Origin of the sequence: Halomonas sp. C22 (genome assembly GCF_007655045.1) — a bacterium.
In the GTDB taxonomy this organism is placed as follows: Bacteria; Pseudomonadota; Gammaproteobacteria; order Pseudomonadales; family Halomonadaceae; genus Vreelandella; species Vreelandella hamiltonii.
On sequence record NZ_VBVC01000009.1, the window covers coordinates 111,455 to 126,746 of the forward strand.

Annotated in this window: 29 protein-coding genes; all 29 read left to right on the forward strand. The window is 56.8% G+C overall.

From position 1 onward, the window contains the following. Positions 1-23 precede the first annotated feature (23 nt). The 29 genes from tuf to rplQ all read left to right on the forward strand — a co-directional run bounded on the left by tuf (position 24) and on the right by rplQ (position 15,183). A complete protein-coding gene (gene tuf / locus FEU76_RS15550) occupies positions 24-1,217 on the forward strand; it encodes an elongation factor Tu (protein WP_039180669.1) in 1,194 nt (397 codons plus the stop codon). 159 nt (positions 1,218-1,376) lie between these two features. After that, on the forward strand, positions 1,377-1,688 hold the full coding sequence (gene rpsJ / locus FEU76_RS15555) for a 30S ribosomal protein S10 (RefSeq protein ID WP_009098983.1): 312 nt from the start codon (positions 1,377-1,379) through the stop codon (positions 1,686-1,688). Positions 1,689-1,838: 150 nt separating this feature from the next. Next, positions 1,839-2,477 carry a 50S ribosomal protein L3 gene (gene rplC / locus FEU76_RS15560; protein ID WP_016915774.1) on the forward strand — a complete coding sequence of 213 codons (639 nt, stop codon included), beginning with the start codon at positions 1,839-1,841 and terminating at the stop codon, positions 2,475-2,477. A gap of 15 nt (positions 2,478-2,492) precedes the next feature. Continuing rightward, positions 2,493-3,098: a 50S ribosomal protein L4 gene (rplD, locus tag FEU76_RS15565; RefSeq protein WP_096921646.1), complete on the forward strand. Its 606-nt coding sequence runs from the start codon at positions 2,493-2,495 to the stop codon at positions 3,096-3,098. Next, a complete protein-coding gene (gene rplW / locus FEU76_RS15570) occupies positions 3,095-3,391 on the forward strand; it encodes a 50S ribosomal protein L23 (protein WP_016915776.1) in 297 nt (98 codons plus the stop codon). Before rplD ends, rplW begins: the two co-directional genes overlap by 4 nt. 17 nt (positions 3,392-3,408) lie before the next feature. Continuing rightward, entirely contained in the window at positions 3,409-4,239 is an 831-nt protein-coding gene (rplB, locus tag FEU76_RS15575) for a 50S ribosomal protein L2 (RefSeq protein ID WP_016915777.1), read from the forward strand. Between the two features lie 33 nt (positions 4,240-4,272). After that, positions 4,273-4,548 (forward strand): 30S ribosomal protein S19, encoded by a 276-nt coding sequence (gene rpsS / locus FEU76_RS15580; RefSeq protein ID WP_009098993.1) that lies wholly within the window; start codon positions 4,273-4,275, stop codon positions 4,546-4,548. An 18-nt stretch (positions 4,549-4,566) separates the two neighbouring features. Beyond that, positions 4,567-4,899, forward strand: coding sequence for a 50S ribosomal protein L22 (rplV, locus tag FEU76_RS15585; RefSeq protein WP_010626471.1), 333 nt, complete (start codon positions 4,567-4,569; stop codon positions 4,897-4,899). A gap of 11 nt (positions 4,900-4,910) precedes the next feature. Next, positions 4,911-5,618 carry a 30S ribosomal protein S3 gene (rpsC, locus tag FEU76_RS15590; RefSeq protein WP_016915778.1) on the forward strand — a complete coding sequence of 236 codons (708 nt, stop codon included), beginning with the start codon at positions 4,911-4,913 and terminating at the stop codon, positions 5,616-5,618. 15 nt (positions 5,619-5,633) lie between these two features. Then, positions 5,634-6,047: a 50S ribosomal protein L16 gene (gene rplP / locus FEU76_RS15595; RefSeq protein ID WP_007112000.1), complete on the forward strand. Its 414-nt coding sequence runs from the start codon at positions 5,634-5,636 to the stop codon at positions 6,045-6,047. After that, positions 6,047-6,238, forward strand: coding sequence for a 50S ribosomal protein L29 (rpmC, locus tag FEU76_RS15600; RefSeq protein WP_016915779.1), 192 nt, complete (start codon positions 6,047-6,049; stop codon positions 6,236-6,238). Before rplP ends, rpmC begins: the two co-directional genes overlap by 1 nt. Position 6,239: 1 nt before the next feature. Next, positions 6,240-6,500 (forward strand): 30S ribosomal protein S17, encoded by a 261-nt coding sequence (rpsQ, locus tag FEU76_RS15605; protein WP_009723897.1) that lies wholly within the window; start codon positions 6,240-6,242, stop codon positions 6,498-6,500. Positions 6,501-6,551: 51 nt separating this feature from the next. Further along, positions 6,552-6,923, forward strand: a complete 372-nt coding sequence (rplN, locus tag FEU76_RS15610) for a 50S ribosomal protein L14 (RefSeq protein ID WP_009723896.1) — start codon at positions 6,552-6,554, stop codon at positions 6,921-6,923. A 14-nt stretch (positions 6,924-6,937) separates the two neighbouring features. Next, the gene (gene rplX, locus FEU76_RS15615) at positions 6,938-7,252 is read left to right on the forward strand and encodes a 50S ribosomal protein L24 (RefSeq protein ID WP_009723895.1); all 315 of its coding nucleotides are present in this window, start codon (positions 6,938-6,940) and stop codon (positions 7,250-7,252) included. A gap of 18 nt (positions 7,253-7,270) precedes the next feature. Continuing rightward, positions 7,271-7,810, forward strand: a complete 540-nt coding sequence (gene rplE, locus FEU76_RS15620; protein WP_016915781.1) for a 50S ribosomal protein L5 — start codon at positions 7,271-7,273, stop codon at positions 7,808-7,810. Between the two features lie 10 nt (positions 7,811-7,820). Further along, positions 7,821-8,126: a 30S ribosomal protein S14 gene (rpsN, locus tag FEU76_RS15625; protein ID WP_026001935.1), complete on the forward strand. Its 306-nt coding sequence runs from the start codon at positions 7,821-7,823 to the stop codon at positions 8,124-8,126. Between the two features lie 32 nt (positions 8,127-8,158). After that, on the forward strand, positions 8,159-8,551 hold the full coding sequence (gene rpsH, locus FEU76_RS15630) for a 30S ribosomal protein S8 (RefSeq protein ID WP_009723892.1): 393 nt from the start codon (positions 8,159-8,161) through the stop codon (positions 8,549-8,551). 9 nt (positions 8,552-8,560) lie between these two features. Then, a complete protein-coding gene (rplF, locus tag FEU76_RS15635; protein WP_016915784.1) occupies positions 8,561-9,091 on the forward strand; it encodes a 50S ribosomal protein L6 in 531 nt (176 codons plus the stop codon). A gap of 9 nt (positions 9,092-9,100) precedes the next feature. After that, positions 9,101-9,451, forward strand: coding sequence for a 50S ribosomal protein L18 (gene rplR, locus FEU76_RS15640; protein ID WP_008959159.1), 351 nt, complete (start codon positions 9,101-9,103; stop codon positions 9,449-9,451). Positions 9,452-9,462: 11 nt separating this feature from the next. Then, positions 9,463-9,963: a 30S ribosomal protein S5 gene (rpsE, locus tag FEU76_RS15645; RefSeq protein WP_016915785.1), complete on the forward strand. Its 501-nt coding sequence runs from the start codon at positions 9,463-9,465 to the stop codon at positions 9,961-9,963. 6 nt (positions 9,964-9,969) lie between these two features. Further along, entirely contained in the window at positions 9,970-10,152 is a 183-nt protein-coding gene (rpmD, locus tag FEU76_RS15650; RefSeq protein WP_009723888.1) for a 50S ribosomal protein L30, read from the forward strand. Positions 10,153-10,155: 3 nt separating this feature from the next. Continuing rightward, entirely contained in the window at positions 10,156-10,590 is a 435-nt protein-coding gene (gene rplO, locus FEU76_RS15655) for a 50S ribosomal protein L15 (RefSeq protein ID WP_016915786.1), read from the forward strand. Next, positions 10,591-11,922, forward strand: a complete 1,332-nt coding sequence (gene secY, locus FEU76_RS15660; RefSeq protein WP_016915787.1) for a preprotein translocase subunit SecY — start codon at positions 10,591-10,593, stop codon at positions 11,920-11,922. Positions 11,923-11,972: 50 nt separating this feature from the next. After that, entirely contained in the window at positions 11,973-12,086 is a 114-nt protein-coding gene (rpmJ, locus tag FEU76_RS15665; protein WP_081139244.1) for a 50S ribosomal protein L36, read from the forward strand. 121 nt (positions 12,087-12,207) lie between these two features. Then, complete coding sequence (rpsM, locus tag FEU76_RS15670; protein WP_039180640.1) at positions 12,208-12,564, forward strand: 30S ribosomal protein S13; 357 nt, start codon at positions 12,208-12,210, stop codon at positions 12,562-12,564. A 52-nt stretch (positions 12,565-12,616) separates the two neighbouring features. Beyond that, complete coding sequence (rpsK, locus tag FEU76_RS15675; protein WP_009099028.1) at positions 12,617-13,003, forward strand: 30S ribosomal protein S11; 387 nt, start codon at positions 12,617-12,619, stop codon at positions 13,001-13,003. Positions 13,004-13,015: 12 nt separating this feature from the next. Further along, positions 13,016-13,636, forward strand: coding sequence for a 30S ribosomal protein S4 (gene rpsD / locus FEU76_RS15680; RefSeq protein ID WP_016915789.1), 621 nt, complete (start codon positions 13,016-13,018; stop codon positions 13,634-13,636). Between the two features lie 125 nt (positions 13,637-13,761). Then, complete coding sequence (locus FEU76_RS15685) at positions 13,762-14,757, forward strand: DNA-directed RNA polymerase subunit alpha (protein WP_016915790.1); 996 nt, start codon at positions 13,762-13,764, stop codon at positions 14,755-14,757. 39 nt (positions 14,758-14,796) lie between these two features. Beyond that, entirely contained in the window at positions 14,797-15,183 is a 387-nt protein-coding gene (gene rplQ / locus FEU76_RS15690; protein ID WP_016915791.1) for a 50S ribosomal protein L17, read from the forward strand. The last annotated feature ends 109 nt before the right edge of the window (positions 15,184-15,292 follow it).

Below are 15,292 nucleotides of genomic sequence, written 5' to 3' on the forward strand. Positions count from 1 at the left end.
GCTAACGTAAAGAGGTTATAGCAGTGGCTAAGGAAAAATTTGAACGTTCCAAACCGCACGTCAACGTCGGCACCATCGGTCACGTCGACCACGGTAAAACGACTCTGACAGCGGCCCTGACCCGCGTGTCTGCTGAGGTTTTCGGCGGCGACTGGCGTGCATTCGATACTATCGATAACGCACCGGAAGAGCGTGAGCGTGGTATAACCATCGCGACTTCTCACGTTGAGTACCAGTCCGAGCAGCGTCACTACGCGCACGTTGACTGCCCGGGACACGCTGACTACGTCAAGAACATGATCACTGGTGCTGCTCAGATGGACGGCGCTATTCTGGTATGTTCTGCCGCTGACGGCCCCATGCCGCAGACTCGCGAGCACATCCTGCTGTCTCGTCAGGTTGGCGTTCCGTTCATCGTTGTGTTCCTGAACAAAGCGGACATGGTCGATGACGAGGAGCTGCTCGAGCTGGTCGAAATGGAAGTTCGTGAACTTCTGAACGAGTACGACTTCCCGGGTGACGACACGCCGATCATCACTGGTTCTGCGCTGATGGCTCTGAACGGTGAAGACGAGAACGGCATGGGTACCACCGCCGTTACCAACCTGATCAAAGCTCTGGATGACTACATCCCTGAGCCGGAGCGTGCTATCGACCAGCCGTTCCTGATGCCGATCGAAGACGTATTCTCTATCTCTGGCCGTGGTACTGTTGTTACCGGTCGTGTAGAGCGCGGTATCGTTAAAGCCGGTGAGGAAGTGGAAATCGTGGGTATCCGCGACACCACCAAAACCACCGTTACTGGCGTTGAAATGTTCCGTAAGCTGCTCGACGAAGGTCGTGCAGGTGAGAACGTTGGCGCGCTGCTGCGTGGCACCAAGCGTGATGACGTCGAGCGTGGCCAGGTTCTGGCCAAGCCGGGCACCATCAACCCGCACACCACGTTCGAAGCCGAAGTATACGTACTGTCCAAGGAAGAAGGTGGTCGTCACACGCCTTTCTTCAAGGGCTACCGTCCGCAGTTCTACTTCCGTACCACCGACGTAACCGGTACTTGTGAACTGCCGGAAGGCGTTGAAATGGTAATGCCGGGCGATAACATCAAAATGGTTATCACCCTGATCGCTCCGATCGCCATGGACGAAGGTCTGCGCTTCGCTATCCGCGAAGGTGGCCGTACCGTAGGTGCTGGCGTCGTAGCCAAGATCGTCAAGTAAGCTGTTGACTTGATGATGCAAGGGGGCTCGCAAGAGCCCCCTTTTCTGCGCACCAATCGCAAATGTTTGACATGGCCGATTGGCGTGCCTATAATGCGCATCCTTTGAATGCGTGGGTAGACGGCTCGCGCCGTCGACATCCATTGGAGTTTAGGGCAAATGCAGAACCAAAAGATTCGCATTCGGTTGAAAGCGTTCGACCATCGCCTGATCGATCAGTCCACTGCGGAAATCGTTGAAACCGCTAAGCGTACTGGTGCTCAGGTTCGTGGTCCGATCCCGCTGCCGACCAACCGCGAGCGCTATACCATCCTGATTTCTCCGCACGTCAACAAGGACGCGCGTGATCAGTATGAGATTCGCACTCACAAGCGTGTGCTCGACATCGTTGAGCCGACCGAGAAAACCGTTGATGCGCTGATGAAGCTCGACCTCGCCGCTGGCGTAGACGTGCAAATCAAGCTCGACTAATACACTAGACACTTTGCGGCCCAGCGCTCATCGCCATCTGTCGAGAGCAGCAGCCGCCGCGCCGTGAGGCGCCACACAATGTGCTAGTGGAATGCTCTGGAAAGGGCAGCCATAGCGGGTGATAGCCCCGTACACTATAGGAGACTGAGCATGACTATCGGTTTAGTCGGTATCAAGGCCGGGATGACCCGCGTCTTTACCGAAGACGGCGCATCCGTGCCCGTGACCGTTATTGAAGTTGATCCTAACCGTGTAACGCGCGTCAAGACGCTTGAGTCTGACGGCTACGCAGCGGTTCAGGTCACTACTGGTTCTCGTAAAGCCAAGCACCTCACCAAAGCGCAAGCGGGTCAGTTTGCCAAGGCGGGTGTCGAGGCTGGTCGTTCGCTGATGGAATTCCGCCTTGCAGAAGGCGAAGAAGCTCCTGAAGTGGGTGGCGAACTCACCGTATCCCTCTTCGAAGCTGGTCAAAAGATCGACGTGACCGGCACCTCTAAGGGTAAAGGCTTCCAGGGTGCTGTTAAGCGCTGGAACTTCCGTACCCAAGACAACAGCCATGGTAACTCCCTGTCGCATCGTGCGCCGGGTTCTATCGGCATGTGTCAGACACCTGGTCGCGTATTCAAGGGCAAGAAAATGGCCGGTCAAATGGGTAACACCCGTTGCACCGTACAGAGCCTTGAGATCGTCCGTGTCGACGCCGAGCGTAACCTGCTGCTGATCAAGGGCGCTGTACCGGGAGCGACCGGTAGCAACGTTATCGTTCGCAGCGCCGTGAAAGCTGGCTGAAGGGGATAATTACCAATGAATCTGAATCTTGCTGCAGGCACGGGTACCGTTGAAGTAGCCGACGCCACTTTTGGCAAAGAATTCAACGAAGCGCTGGTGCACCAGGTCGTCACTGCCTATCTGGCAGCTGGTCGTCAGGGTACACGCGCTCAAAAGAGCCGTTCCGACGTGCGTGGCGGTGGTAAGAAGCCGTGGCGTCAGAAGGGTACCGGTCGTGCACGCGCTGGTACTATCCGCTCTCCGCTGTGGCGCAGCGGTGGTGTTACTTTCGCGGCGCGTCCTCAGGACTACACCCAGAAAGTAAACCGCAAGATGTACCGCGCGGCGATGCGCTCCATCCTGTCTGAGCTGGTCCGTCAAGAGCGCCTGGTCGCGATTGAAGAGTTCAGCGTAGAAGCGCCGAAGACCAAGCAGGTAGCTGCCAAGCTGAAAGAGCTCAACCTTGAGAAAGTGTTGATCGTCACTGAAGAAGTCGACGAAACGCTCTATCTGGCCGCACGCAACCTTCCCCACGTTGACGTGGTGGATGTCGCTGCAGCTGATCCGGTGAGCCTGGTTGCCTTTGACAAGGTCCTGGTCACCGTCTCCGCCCTGCGTAAATTCGAGGAGAAGCTGGCATGAACCAGGAACGCGTATTCAAGGTTCTGCTTGGACCGCACGTGACCGAAAAGGCCGCGATGGCAGCCGAGCGCAACCAGTACGTTTTCAAGGTGGCACCCGATGCTACCAAGCCCGAGATCAAGAAAGCCGTTGAAGCACTGTTCGGCAAGAAGGTCGGTGGCGTTCAAGTGCTGAACGTCAAGGGTAAAACCAAGCGTACTGCTCACGGCGTTGGCCTGCGTAAGGGTTACCGCAAGGCGTATGTGACCCTGGCTGCGGGTGAAACGCTCGAAGACTTCTCTGGCGCCGAATAAGGGCAGGAGTACGGATAATGGCAATCGTCAAGACCAAACCCACATCCGCCGGTCGTCGCCACGTCGTCAAGATCGTTGGTGAGGAACTGTACAAGGGCCGTGCTTATGCACCGCTTTTGGAAAAACAGTCCAAGTCCGGTGGCCGTAACAACTACGGTCGCATCACCACCCGCCACGTGGGCGGTGGTCACCGTCATCACTATCGGTTGATCGACTTCAAGCGCACCAAGGATGGCATTCCGGCCACCGTTGAGCGTCTGGAACACGACCCGAACCGCAGTGCGCACATTGCACTGCTGAAATATGCCGATGGCGAGCGTCGTTACATCATTGCACCGAAAGGCGTCAGCGCCGGTGACGTGCTGGAATCTGGTGTCAACGCGCCCATCAAGAAAGGCAATGCCTTGCCGCTGCGTAACATCCCGCTCGGTTCTACCGTTCACGGTATCGAACTGAAGCCGGGTAAAGGCGCGCAGATTGCTCGCAGTGCCGGTACTAGCGCTCAGCTGGTTGCTCGTGAAGGTAACTACGCCACCCTGCGTCTTCGCTCTGGCGAAATGCGCAAGGTCCTGGCCGAGTGCCGCGCGACCCTGGGCGAAGTGAGCAACTCCGAGCACAGCCTGCGTCAACTTGGCAAGGCCGGTGCGAAGCGCTGGAGAGGCGTGCGTCCGACAGTTCGCGGCGTCGCGATGAACCCTGTGGATCACCCGCACGGTGGTGGCGAAGGCCGCACCAGCGGTGGCCGTCACCCCGTTACTCCGTGGGGCGTGCCGACCAAGGGTCACAAGACGCGTAAGAACAAGCGCACCGACAAGCTGATCGTACGTCGTCGTAACAAGACGCGTTGATCTAAATTGCCAAGACATTAAGAGGTAACGGCTGTGCCACGTTCACTAAAGAAAGGTCCCTTCATTGACCTTCATCTTTTGAAGAAGGTAGAGGCTGCAGTGGAGAAGAACGACCGTAAACCGATCAAGACCTGGTCGCGTCGTTCGATGATCCTGCCAAACATGGTAGGCCTCACAATCGCTGTCCATAACGGTCGCCAACACGTCCCGGTGCACGTCTCCGAGGAAATGGTTGGTCACAAGCTGGGCGAATTCGCTGCCACTCGCACTTATCGCGGGCATGCGGCGGACAAGAAAGCCAAACGGTAAGCCAGAGAGGATTGAGAGATGGAAGTCACAGCTAAGCTGCGTGGCGCTCGTTTATCCGCCCAGAAGGCCCGTTTGGTGGCTGACCAGGTGCGCGGTAAACCGGTCGCCGAAGCACTCGACCTGCTGACCTTCTCACCGAAGAAGGCTGCCAAGCTAGTCAAGAAAGTGCTGCAGTCCGCCATTGCAAACGCGGAAGAAAATAACGGCATGGATATCGACGAGCTGCGTGTCTCGACCATCTGCGTCGATGAGGGCATGACGCTCAAGCGTATCAAGCCGCGTGCCAAAGGCCGCGCGGATCGTATCTTGAAGCGCACCTGCCACATCACCGTCAAGGTAGCCGAGAAGTAGGAGTCGACCAGATGGGTCAGAAAGTCAATCCAACAGGCATTCGACTGGGCATCGTCAAAGACCATGCTTCTGTCTGGTATGCCGAGCGCGGCGCCTATGCCGATAAGCTCAACAACGATCTCGAAGTGCGCAGCTTCCTGGACGAGCGTCTGAAAAGCGCCTCCGTAAGCCGCATTCACATCGAGCGTCCGGCGAACAATGCCCGCATCACCATTCACACTGCCCGTCCGGGTATCGTGATTGGCAAGAAAGGTGAAGATGTCGACCGTCTGCGTCGTGATCTGACCGAGATGATGGGCGTTCCGGTGCATGTGAACATCGAAGAAGTTCGCAAGCCCGAGCTGGATGCCAAGCTGGTTGCTGCCAACGTGGCAGGTCAGCTTGAGCGTCGCGTCATGTTCCGTCGTGCCATGAAGCGCGCGGTACAGAACGCAATGCGTCTTGGCGCTGGCGGCATCAAGATTCAGCTGTCAGGTCGTCTGGGTGGCGCCGAAATCGCACGTACCGAATGGTACCGCGAAGGTCGCGTTCCGCTGCATACTCTGCGTGCGGACATCGACTACGCCACTTACGAAGCTCACACCACCTACGGCGTCATCGGCGTCAAAGTGTGGATCTTCAAGGGTGAAATCCTCGGCGGTATCGAGGAAGTACGTGCCAAGGCCAAGCAACAGCAACAGCCTGCCGGCAACGCGCCCAAGAAGAAAGGTTCCAGGTAAGGGGAGAGCGAGTCGATGTTACAGCCCAAGCGTATGAAATTCCGCAAGATGATGAAAGGCCGCAACCGTGGCCTGGCGCATCGCGGAAGCAAGATCAGCTTCGGGGAGTACGGCCTCAAGGCAACCGGTCGTGGCCGCATCACTGCGCGTCAGATCGAAGCTGGCCGTCGTGCGATCACACGTCACGTCAAGCGTGGCGGTAAAATCTGGATCCGCGTTTTCCCTGACAAGCCGATTTCCAAGAAGCCGCTCGAAGTTCGTATGGGTAAGGGTAAAGGTTCCGTTGAGTACTGGGTAGCCCAGATCCAGCCGGGTCGGGTCCTGTATGAAATTGAAGGTGTATCCGAAGAGCTGGCCCGTGAAGCATTTGAACTGGCCGCCCAGAAGATGCCCCTGTCCACCACCTTTGCGAAACGGACGGTGATGTGATGAAAGCCCAGGAAATTCGTGAAAAGTCCGTAGGAGAGCTCCAAGAGCAGCTCCTCGAGCTCCTCCGCGAGCAGTTTAACCTGCGCATGCAGAAGGCCACTGGCCAACTGAGCCAGACTCATCTGCTCAAGCAGGTCCGTCGGGATATCGCCCGCGTTAAGACTGTGCTCAACGAGAAGGCAGGTGATTGAGATGGCCGAAGAGAAAAAAACACGTACGCTGACCGGCAAGGTGGTCAGCGACAAGATGGACAAGTCCATCGTCGTCATGATCGAGCGTCGTGAGCGTCACCCGATCTACGGAAAATACGTCAAGCGCTCCACCAAGCTGCACGCCCATGATGAGGCGAACCAGGCAAAGGCAGGCGATACGGTTTCCATTCAGGAGTGCCGTCCGCTTTCCAAGAAGAAAGCCTGGACGCTGGTCGAGGTGGTCGAGCAGGCCAAGGGTTAATCCCCTGCGTCTGTTCAACCAGTGCAGTCAGATTAGGTTTGGAGAAAACCGATGATTCAGACTCAGACAATGCTGGATGTCGCCGACAACAGCGGAGCGCGCCGGGTGCAATGCATCAAGGTGCTGGGCGGTTCACACCGTCGCTACGCCCGCGTTGGTGACGTCATTAAAGTAACGGTCAAAGAAGCTATTCCTCGTGGCAAGGTCAAAAAAGGCCAGGTCCTCAAGGCAGTAGTCGTTCGTACCCGTAGTGGCGTCCGTCGTAGTGACGGTTCGCTGATCCGTTTCGATGGAAATGCGGCAGTTTTGTTGAATAACACCAACGAACAGCCGATCGGCACGCGTATCTTCGGGCCGGTAACTCGTGAACTTCGTAATGAGAAGTTCATGAAGATCATTTCCCTAGCGCCTGAAGTGCTGTAAGGAGCGAGGCGGATATGCAAAAGATCAAACGTGACGATGAAGTCATCGTCATCGCCGGGAAGGATAAGGGCAAGCGCGGCACGGTGAAGCGGGTACTTGAAAACCGTTTCGTGGTGTCCGGTGTGAATATGATCAAGCGTCACACCAAGCCTAATCCCATGGCGGGAAATCAGGGCGGTATCGTCGAGCGTGAGGCTCCGATTCACGCGTCCAACGTAGCCATCTTCAATTCGGAGACCGGTAAGGCGGATCGCGTCGGCTTCCAGGTGAAGGAAGACGGTACCAAGGTACGTATCTACAAGTCGACGCAGACGCAGATCGACGCCTAACGCGAGTCGGGTAGCATAATGGCGAACTTGAAAGAACGTTATCAAAACGAGGTGGTAGCTCAACTCAAAGAGCAGTTCAGCTACGCCAACGTAATGCAGGTACCCCGGATCACGAAAGTGACTCTGAACATGGGTATCGGCGAAGCGGTCAGCGACAAAAAGCTGATCGACAATGCCATCGGCGACCTGGAGAAGCTTTCCGGTCAGAAGCCGCTGGTGACCAAGGCACGCAAGTCCATCGCGGGCTTCAAGGTGCGCGAAGGTTGGCCGATCGGTATCAAAGTGACACTGCGCTCCGAGCGTATGTGGGACTTCCTGGACCGTCTGGTGAACATTGCCATCCCACGCGTGCGTGACTTCCGTGGTCTCAACCCGAAGTCCTTCGACGGTCGCGGCAACTACTCCATGGGTGTGCGTGAGCAGATCATCTTCCCGGAGATCGAATATGATAAAGTCGATCGTGTACGGGGACTGGACGTCACTATCACTACTACCGCCAACACCGACGAGGAAGGTCGTGCGCTGCTTGCAGCACTGAACTTCCCGTTCAAGAAATAAGGGTTGGATCATGGCTAAGAAAAGTATGATAGAGCGTGAGCTCAAGCGTACTCAGCTAGTCGAGAAGTTTGCGGCTAAGCGCGCAGAGCTCAAGAAAATCATCTCGGACGTGAACGCTTCTGAAGAAGATCGTTTCGAGGCGACGCTGAAGCTGCAGCAACTGCCGCGCGACTCCAGCCCGGTGCGTCAGCGTAACCGCTGCCGCGTGACTGGCCGTCCGCACGGCTTTTACAACAAGTTCGGCCTCGGCCGTAACAAGCTGCGTGAAGCCGCCATGCGTGGCGACGTCCCTGGCCTCAAAAAGTCCAGCTGGTAACGCCACGTAGAATCATCAGGAGCGCACATTAAATGAGCATGCAAGACACTCTGGCGGATATGTTTACCCGTATCCGCAATGCGCAGATGGCCACCAAGGAGACGGCTACCATGCCGTCCTCCAAACTGAAAGTCGAAGTGGCCCGAGTGCTAAAGGAAGAAGGCTACATTACCGACTTTACGGTGGCTGAAGGCGTCAAACCCGAGCTGACCGTTACTCTCAAGTACTTTGAGGGTAAGCCGGTTATCGAGCACATTCAGCGGGTTTCCAAGCCGTCTCTGCGTCAGTACAAGGGCAAGGACAACCTGCCCAAGGTAGCCGATGGCCTGGGTATCGCGATTGTCACCACCTCTAATGGTGTCATGACCGATCGTGCCGCGCGCCAGGCTGGCGTCGGTGGCGAAGTCATCTGCACCGTATTCTAGGAGGCTGGAATGTCCCGCATAGCGAAATATCCGGTTAAAGTGCCTGCTGGCGTTGATGTCAAAATCGATGCTGGCCAGCTGACCGCCAAAGGCGGCCAGGGCACGCTGTCTATGCCCATTCACCAGGACGTGGTGATTGGTCAAGAAGACGGCCAGCTGACCTTCGCCCCGAGTGAGTCTGCCAAGAGCTGGGCAATGGCCGGTACTACCCGCGCCCTGGTTCAGAACCTGGTTACGGGCGTATCCGAGGGTTTCACAAAAACTCTCGAAATTGTTGGCGTCGGTTATCGTGCCCAAGCTAAGGGCCAGACGCTCAATCTTTCACTGGGCTTCTCGCACCCGGTCGACTACGAACTGCCTAAAGGTGTTACAGCGGAAACGCCGAAGAACACCGTGATCGTGCTGAAAAGCGCGGACAAGCAGATGCTCGGTCAGTGCGCCGCGGAAATCCGCGCCTTCCGTCCGCCTGAGCCGTACAAAGGCAAAGGTGTACGTTACGCCGACGAGCAGGTGCGTCGCAAAGAAGCCAAGAAGAAGTAAGGCAGGGTTATGAACGCGAAGAAAGAATCTCGTCTCCGTCGTGCCCGCCGCGCTCGCGCCAAGATCCGCGAGCTGGGCGTGTATCGCCTGTGCGTCAACCGTACCCCGCGTCACATCTACGCGCAGATTATCTCGCCGGATGGTGGCAAGGTGCTGGCCAGCGCTTCTACGCTGGACAAAGCACTGCGCGAGGGTGCGACCGGTAACTCAGACGCGGCCTCCAAGGTCGGTGCTCTGATTGCCGAACGCGCTAAAGAAGCAGGCATCACCCAGGTGGCCTTCGACCGTGCTGGCTTTAAGTATCACGGTCGCGTCAAGGCTCTGGCCGACGCCGCACGTGAAGGCGGCCTGGAATTCTAAAGGGTTTTACGATGGCGAAGAACGAACAGCAAAACGGTGATCTGCAGGAGAAGTTAGTGCAGGTCAACCGCGTCGCCAAGGTGGTCAAGGGTGGTCGTATTTTCGGCTTCACCGCACTGACCGTCGTAGGTGATGGTAAAGGTCGTGTCGGTTTCGGTCGTGGCAAGGCGCGTGAAGTGCCGGTCGCAATCCAGAAAGCGATGGACCAGGCTCGTCGCAACATGGTCAAGGTCAACCTTGCAGGTCACACACTGCAGTACCCGGTAAAAGCCCGTCACGGTGCTTCCAAGGTGTACATGCAGCCGGCCTCCGAAGGTACTGGTATCATCGCTGGTGGCGCCATGCGTTCCGTACTGGAACTGGCAGGCGTTCACGATGTACTGGCCAAGTGCTACGGTTCCACCAACCCGGTTAACGTGGTGCGGGCGACTGTCAAAGGTCTCTCTGCCATGCAAGCACCGGAAGACATCGCCGCCAAGCGCGGTCTGTCTGTCGAAGCGATCACGGGGTAAGGCACCATGGCAGCAACGATCAAGGTTACCCAGATCCGCAGCACCATCGGCGTTTTGCCCAAGCACAAGGCTACTATGAAAGGCCTGGGCCTGCGTCGCATCGGTCATACGGTTGAGCTGGAAGACACCCCTGCCGTACGCGGCATGATCCACAAGGTTAACTACCTTGTGCGCGTTGAGGGAGAGTAATCCATGAAACTCAATACCCTGAGCCCGGCACCGGGCTCCAAACACGCTGAAAAGCGCGTTGGTCGTGGTATCGGTTCCGGTCTGGGCAAGACCGGTGGCCGTGGCCACAAAGGTCAGAAATCACGCAGTGGCGGTAGCGTCAAGCCTGGTTTCGAAGGCGGTCAGATGCCTCTGCAGCGTCGTTTGCCGAAGTTTGGCTTCACGTCTGCCAAGTCGCTGGTATCTGAAGAAGTACGCCTGGCGGAACTTGCCAAGGTTGCCGGTGACGAAGTCACCATGGAAACCCTGAAGCAAGCCAACGTGCTGAAGGATGCGACGCTGCATGCGAAGATCATCCTTTCTGGCGAACTGAACAAAGCGGTTACCGTTCGTGGAATCAAGGTCACCAAAGGTGCCCGTGAAGCGATCGTAGCCGCTGGCGGCAAGGTAGAGGACTAAATGGCCAAGTCAGGAAACATGCCGGCGATGGGCAGCGGTCTGAGTGAACTGTGGGCGCGTTTGCGCTTCGTGCTCCTCGCCATCGTGGTGTACCGTATCGGTGCCCACATTCCCGTTCCCGGTATCAATCCTGACCAGCTTGCTGCCTTGTTCAGGGAGCAACAGGGCACCATCCTGGGCATGTTCAACATGTTCTCGGGTGGCGCCCTGGAGCGCATGAGCGTCCTCGCCCTGGGCATCATGCCCTATATTTCGGCGTCGATTATCATGCAGCTGATGACTGCAGTCTCCCCTCATCTTGAACAGCTCAAGAAAGAGGGCGAGGCTGGCCGCCGCAAGATTAGCCAGTACACCCGCTACGGCACGGTGCTACTGGCTTTTGTCCAGGCTACCGGCATGTCCGTGGGTCTGGCTAGCCAAGGCATCGCTTACAGCGCTGACTTCAGCTTCTATTTCACCGCCATCATCACGTTTGTGTCGGGTGCGGTGTTTATGATGTGGCTAGGTGAGCAGATCACCGAGAAGGGCATCGGCAACGGTATTTCGCTGCTGATCTTCGCGGGGATCGTCGCTGGGCTGCCCAGTGCCGTGGGGCAAGCCTTCGAGCTTGCTCGTAACGAAGGGGCCTGGAATGTTCTTCCGCTGTTAGCGCTGTCCGTGCTAGGTATTGCCACCGTGGCATTCGTGGTGTTCATCGAGCGTGGCCAACGCCGCCTCAAGGTGAACTACCCACGTCGCCAAGTGGGCAACAAGATGTATGCAGGTCAAAGCAGCTACTTGCCGTTGAAGGTGAACATGGCGGGCGTCATTCCCGCGATCTTTGCCTCCAGTATCCTACTCTTCCCGGCCTCTATCGGTCAGTGGGTAGGCGCTGGCGAAGGCATGGAGTGGTTGCAGCGTGCCTCGCAGGCGTTAGGCCCTGGCCAACCGCTTTACATCTTGCTTTTCGCTGCGGCAGTGGTATTCTTCTGCTTCTTTTACACAGCGCTGGTCTTCAACCCCAAGGATGTGGCTGACAATCTCAAAAAGTCAGGCGCTTTCCTGCCGGGCATTCGCCCCGGCGAGCAGACCGCTCGCTATATCGACAAAGTGATGACTCGTCTCACTCTGTTCGGTGCCTTGTATATCACTGCGGTTTCCCTGATGCCCCAGTTCCTGATCGTAGCATGGAACGTTCCGTTCTTCTTTGGCGGTACGTCGCTGCTGATCGTGGTAGTGGTCATCATGGACTTCATGGCCCAGGTGCAGTCGCATCTCATGTCGCATCAATATGACTCAGTGATGAAGAAGTCCAACCTGAAAGGCTACGGTAGCGGCGGCATCATGCGCTGAGGCGCCCCTAACGAATTGGCGCGCCGCGAGCCGTTTTTGGAGAAAGAACGATGAAAGTTCGAGCTTCCGTAAAGAAGATGTGCCGTAACTGCAAGATCATTCGTCGCAATGGCGCTGTACGCGTCATCTGTGTCGAGCCGCGGCACAAACAGCGTCAGGGCTAAGCCTGGGCTGTTTTAAGCGGGTGCAGGCATACCCCTTGCCTTCGGGCTCCTAAAGGGGTATGCTGTTGCGCCTTTTGTAGATGAATAAACGAGCAAGCCGCTCAAATTTCGGAGTAAGCTGATGGCCCGTATTGCAGGCGTCAATATCCCGGACAACAAGCATGCGGCGATCTCGCTGACCTATATCTTCGGGATTGGCCGTACTCGCGCTCAACACATCTGTGTTGCTGCCGGTATCGCGCCGACTACCAAGATCGTAGACCTGTCTGGCGACGAGCTGGACACCCTGCGTTCTGAAGTTGGTAAGTACACCGTAGAAGGCGACCTTCGTCGTGATGTCACGCTTAACATCAAGCGTCTCATGGACTTAGGCTGCTACCGTGGTCTGCGTCATCGTCGTAGTCTTCCGCTGCGTGGTCAGCGGACCAAGACTAACGCGCGTACCCGTAAGGGCCCGCGTAAGCCGATCCGCAAATAACACGCAGGCTCTTTAATCGAGAGCTGACGTTAAGACAGGAATAGACATCAACATGGCTAACCCGCGTAGTAACCGTAAAAAGGTTAAAAAGCAGGTAGTGGACGCCGTCGCGCACATCCATGCCTCTTTTAACAACACGATCGTGACGATCACAGACCGCCAGGGCAATGCTCTTTCTTGGGCAACAGCCGGTGGTTCGGGTTTTCGTGGTTCTCGCAAGAGCACCCCGTTCGCTGCGCAAGTTGCAAGCGAACGTGCAGCAACTGCTGCAGCCGAGTATGGTGTGAAAAACGTAGACGTGCTGGTCAAGGGCCCCGGTCCCGGCCGTGAATCCGCCGTGCGCGCACTGAACGCCGCCGGCTTCCGCGTGCAAAGCATCGTAGACGCGACGCCCATCCCCCATAATGGCTGCCGTCCGCCGAAGAAACGCCGCGTTTAAGGAGACAGATTCATGGCTCGTTATATTGGACCGAAGTGCAAACTGTCTCGTCGTGAAGGCACCGATCTCTTCCTGAAGAGTGGCGTGACTCCCTTCGAGAAAAAGTGTAAATCCGAGCAGATCCCGGGTGTACACGGCCAGCGTCGTCAGCGTCTTTCCGACTACGGCTTGCAGCTTCGCGAGAAGCAGAAAGTACGCCGTATGTATGGCGTACTCGAAAAGCAGTTCCGCAACTACTACAAAGAAGCCGCTCGCCTGAAAGGTGCGACCGGTGAAGTACTGTTGCAACTGCTTGAATCCCGACTGGATAACGTCGTCTACCGCATGGGCTTCGGCTCGACTCGCTCTGAAGCGCGTCAGCTGGTCAGCCACAAGGCGATTTCCGTCAACGGCCGCACCGTTAACGTTGCTTCCTACCAAGTGAAGCCGGGTGACGTGGTAGCTGTTCGTGAAAAGGCGAAGAACCAGGCTCGTATCCAAAGCGCGTTGAGCATTGCTGCCAACCGTGGCGATATCACCTGGATCGAAATCGACGCCAAGAAGATGGAAGGCACTTTCAAGGCTCTGCCTGAACGCGGTGACCTGACTGCCGACATCAACGAAAACCTGATCGTCGAGCTGTACTCCAAGTAAGCAGTCTGTTTGTTGCTTCTGCTTCTTGAGGCCTGGGCGGGATAGCAAAGCTAACCGCCCAGATGCTCTTGAGTATTGTGCTTTAGAGTACTCAGTATCCGTTTGGCAGCCTGAAAGGTGTTCATATGCAGCGTTCAGTGACAGAGTTTCTTCGCCCCCGCGACATCAAGGTCGAAGAGATCAGCGCACATCATGCCAAAATCGTTCTCGAACCGTTCGAGCGCGGCTTTGGTCACACCCTGGGGAATGCACTTCGTCGCATTCTGCTTTCATCCATGCCCGGCGCTGCCGTGGTAGAGGCTGAAATCGCCGGTGTAGAGCACGAATACAGTGCGCTCGAAGGGGTGCAGGAAGATGTCATCGAAATCCTCCTGAACTTGAAAGATGTTGCGATCAAGATGCACAGCCGCGATGAGGCGGTGCTCTCGCTGAACAAGCAGGGCCCAGCCGTCGTCACCGCTGGCGACATTGCGCTTGATCATAGCGTCGAAATCGTCAACCCGGACCACGTCATTGCACACGTCAATGAAGGTGCCGAGCTGAAAATTCAGCTTAAGGTAGCGCTGGGTCGTGGTTACGAACCGGCTGACGCTCGTGGCTCTGATGAAGAGACCCGTGCTATTGGCCGCCTGCAGCTGGATGCCACCTTCAGCCCTGTTCGCCGTGTTTCCTACTCGGTCGAAGCCGCTCGTGTCGAGCAGCGTACCGACCTCGATAAGCTGATTATCGACCTGGAAACCGACGGTACACTGGATCCGGAAGAGGCTATCCGTCGCAGTGCGACCATTCTGCAAGAGCAGCTGGCCGCCTTCGTCGACCTGGAAGCTGACAAAGAGCAGGAAGTCGAAGAGGAAGAGGATCACGTTGATCCGATCCTATTGCGCCCCGTAGACGATCTCGAGTTGACCGTTCGCAGCGCCAACTGCCTGAAAGCCGAGAATATCTACTACATCGGTGATCTGATCCAGCGCACGGAAGTGGAGCTGTTGAAGACCCCGAACCTCGGTAAGAAGTCCTTGAATGAAATCAAGGATGTATTGGCAGCGCGCGGCTTGTCCCTCGGTATGCGGCTGGAAAATTGGCCACCCGCAAGCCTGAAGGACGACAAGGCCTCCGCGTAAGCGTCGACTTGAGTCCCAGTTTGGTAAGGAATCACAACCATGCGTCATCGTAAGAGTGGTCGTCATCTGAATCGTACCAGCTCGCACCGTCAGGCCATGTTCAAGAACATGTCTGTCTCGCTGGTCGAACATGAAGTCATCAAGACAACCCTGCCCAAGGCCAAGGAACTGCGTCGCGTTATCGAGCCGCTGATCACCCTGGCAAAGCAGGATAGCGTTGCAAACCGCCGTCTGGCGTTTGCTCGTACGCGCTCCAAAGAAGCCGTCGGCAAACTGTTCAACGAGCTGGGTCCGCGTTACGCCGAGCGTCCGGGTGGTTACATCCGTATCCTCAAGTGCGGTTTCCGCACCGGCGACAACGCCCCCATGGCCTACGTTGAACTGGTAGACCGCCCGGTAGCCCAGGAAGAAGCCGCTGCAGAGTAAGCGTAGCGCCCCTTTCAAGGCACAATGAAAACCGCCCCTCACCGGGCGGTTTTTTTATGCCTATCGTTTCATGTCCATGGAAAAGAGACGGATTGCCTGGCGGGCCTGG